This is a genomic window from Thalassotalea sp. G20_0 (genome assembly GCF_017744175.1).
Classification (GTDB): Bacteria; Pseudomonadota; Gammaproteobacteria; order Pseudomonadales; family Endozoicomonadaceae; genus Endozoicomonas.
Genome location: NZ_JAGHQV010000122.1, coordinates 1 through 3,519 on the forward strand (window position 1 = coordinate 1; position 3,519 = coordinate 3,519).

Annotated in this window: 2 protein-coding genes; both read left to right on the top strand. The window is 49.2% G+C overall.

The genetic code is table 11. The annotated features are described in order from the left end of the window. Positions 1-2,317, top strand: a 2,317-nt coding sequence (locus tag J7438_RS24760; RefSeq protein ID WP_209278719.1) for an RAP domain-containing protein, incomplete at its 5' end; no start/stop codon positions are given. Positions 2,318-2,549: 232 nt separating this feature from the next. Beyond that, a partial coding sequence (locus J7438_RS24765) for a hypothetical protein (RefSeq protein ID WP_209278720.1) occupies positions 2,550-3,519 on the top strand: 970 nt, incomplete at its 3' end.

The following is a 3,519-nucleotide window of genomic DNA, read 5'->3' on the forward strand; positions in this document are numbered from 1 at the left end:
CTCTTCTCAACATCTACAGTACCGTTCAGTAAACCCTGCTCAAGATTTTAATGCCCTCATCAAACCAGAAATAATGGATGGTCTGGTGCGTAAATCGGATCGTTTCGGTCATCGCTATGATGGGAGAAATCACGGTCAATACGCCAGTTCAATTAAAAAATACACGTCAGATTCTAAAAGACCGTTAAATCGGGATGAACAAAGCCAGCTGATACGTTTGCTGCAAAATTTTACAGCAACACGGAGCTGGAATTGGCGAAGCCTGACGACAACACTTCATTCATTGACTTCAGCGGGTGTTTTTACCCTTCATAAACCCATGGATGAGCGTGTTAAGCTTACTCAGGCGGCCTTATTGTCAACGCTTTTTGATGCAATAATATTCAAGTGCAACCAAAAACCTGAAGCCAGGGATATTGGCACCCAGGAAATCGCCAACCTGCTGTGGGCCATGGCGAAACTGGTGGACAACGGGCTGGAGCGAACACCAGAGCTCAAAGAGGCCGTGGCCGCGCTGTTGCCCAACGTAAACGCACAGAAAGACCAATTTATTCCTCAGCATATCGCCAACCTGCTGTGGGCCATGGCGAAACTGGTGGACAACGGGCAGGATCAGACACCAGGGCTCCAAGAGGCCTTGGCCGCGCTGTTGCCCCACGTGAACGCACAGAAAGACCAATTTAATGCCCAGGGAATCGCCAACCTGCTGTGGGCCATGACGAAACTGGTGGACAACGGGCAGAATAGAACACCAGAGCTCAACAAGGCCGTGGCCGCGCTGTTGCCCCACGTGAACGCACAGAAAGCTAACTTTAAACCACAGGGTATCGCCAACCTGCTGTGGGCCATGGCAAAACTGGTGGACAACGGCCAGGAGCGGACACCAGAGCTCAACGAGGCCGTGGCCGCGCTGTTGCCCCTCGTGAATGCACAGAAAGCTAACTTTAAGCCACAGGAAATCGCCAACCTGCTGTGGGCCATTGCGAAACTGGTGGACAACGGGCAGAAGCAAACACCAAGGCTCAACGAGGCCGTGGCCGCGCTATTGCCCCATGTGAACGCACAGAAAGACCAATTTAATGCCCAGGGTATCGCCAACCTGCTGTGGGCCATGGCGAAACTGGTGGACAACGGGCAGGAGCAAACACCAAGGCTCAACGAGGCCGTGGCCGCGCTGTTGCCACATGTGAACGCACAGAAAGATCAATTTAATGCCCAGGGTATTGCCAACCTGCTGTGGGCCATGGCGAAACTGGTGGACAACGGGCAGGAACGGACGCCAGAGTTCAATGATGTAGTGGCCGCCCTGTTGCCCCATGTAAAGGCACAAAAAGCTCATTTTAAACCCCGGGAAACCGCCAACCTGCTGTGGGCCATGGCGAAACTGGTGGACAACGGGCAGGAGCAAACACCAAGGCTCAACGAGGCCGTGGCCGCGCTGTTGCCACATGTGAACGCACAGAAAGATCAATTTATTCCTCAGCATATCGCCAACCTGCTGTGGGCCATGGCGAAACTGGGTGAGTTCATTGAGCTGAACGTGGTCACATCTACGTTCGAATTTCTTGTCTACAAAATCAGTGAAAACCCTCAGCTCTCTCAGCAAAATATATTGATGTCTCTCTGGGGAGTAATGGTATGCTGTGCCAGGTTGTCTCTGGTCCCCAATGCCAATAAAAATAATTTGCTTGAAAAGCACATGGATGACCTGTTTACCCGTCTGGAAAATACATCCCCAGACAATGAAGAGGATCAACGCATCATTGCCATGGTCACAAGTTGGCTTGGGAGACCATGTCCGGTAGTCCCCCGTTACCAGACAACCATTTCAAAACCTCAAGCCGATTTCCGGTATCAACTCCAATCGCGCATTCCCTCTTTGAAGATTGAAGAAGAAAAAAGTCTGAACTTATTACCTCCGGTTGACCTGCTACTGCCAGATCACAACATTGTGATTGAAGTTCAGGGGCCCTATCATTACGTAGGCAGTGATTTCAACATCAGGAATGGTTCGTCGCTGCTTAAAATCGCACTGCTGCAAAAAGCAGGATTTGAGGTCATTGAAATTCCGGTTAACATGCTTTTGAATCAGGATTTAATGAAACCATACATTGATCAAATAAAGACCAGGATAAGCTTCCCGCCACAGGGGCATGGCTCTGTATCACTTAAAAGAAGGTGGGCAGATGATTCATACATTACTGCTGATAAAAGCACGCAACCCACAGATCACGGTGACTTAACTGCAGAAGAACATTTAGAAGTAGAAGAGCAAACCGGAAAACCAGCCAAGAGGAAGAGAAAAAACAGCCAGTAATCCCCTCTTTTCGACCCTGGAACCGTTTTCACATTCCAGGAAAGTTCTACCAGCGTTGAAGACCTGTTGCCCCTGAATTTCGCCCCGGATGATTTGAAGATAACGGGTGGTTGGCATCAGGAGTAGATGAGTTTCTACCACTGCTCACATTTATCAACATTCCAGCAAAATGAACTTCTGAACAGTACAGCAGTCTGCTTTTTATATTCTCATGAATTAATGAAATATAGTTATGGATAGAAACTCTGCTGGTATCAGTGGTCAATACGCAAGATCAGATAATTATTATAACCGACCGGGTGGCCATGCCGCTTCTTCAAGACGTGGACGATATAGACATGCCACAGTCAGGTGGGATGATACCCCACGCACTAACCCTGGGCGTAATAAATGTTACCGTTCTTCTGACGCATGCACTTCTCAACATCTACAGCGCCGTTCAGTAAACCTTGCTCAAGATTTTAATGCGCTCATCAAACAGGAAATAATGGATGATCTGGTGAGTAAATCTTATCGTTTCGGTCATCGCTATGATGGGAGAAATCACGGTCAATATGCCAGTTCAATTAAAAAATACACGTCAGCTGCTAAAAGACCATTAAATCGAGCGGAACAAAGCCAGCTGATGCGTTTGCTGCAAAATTTTACCGCAACACGGAGCTGGAATTGGCGAAGCCTGACGACAACACTGCACTCATTTACGTCAGCGGGTGTTTTTACCCTTTATAAATCCATGGATGAGCAAGTTAAACTTACTCAGGCTAACTTATTGTCAACGCTATTTGATTCAATAATATTCAACTGCCACCAAAAACCTGAAGCCGGGGATATTGATGCCCAGGGAATCGCCAACCTGCTGTGGGCCATGGCGAAACTGGTAGACAGCGGGCAGGAGCGAAAACCAGGGCTCAACGAAGCTGTGGCCGCACTGTTGCCCCACATGAACGCACAGAAAGACCAATTTATTCCTCAGCATATTACCAACCTGCTGTGGGCCATGGCGAAACTGGTGGACAACGGCCAGGAGCGGACACCAGGGCTCAAAGAGGCTGTGACCGCCCTGTTGCCCCTCGTCAACGCACAGAAAAACCAATTTATTCCTCAGCATATCGCCAATCTGCTGTGGGCCATGGCGAAACTGGTGGACAATGGGCAGAAGCACACACCAGGGCTCAAAGAGGCCGTGGCCGCGCTGTTGCCCC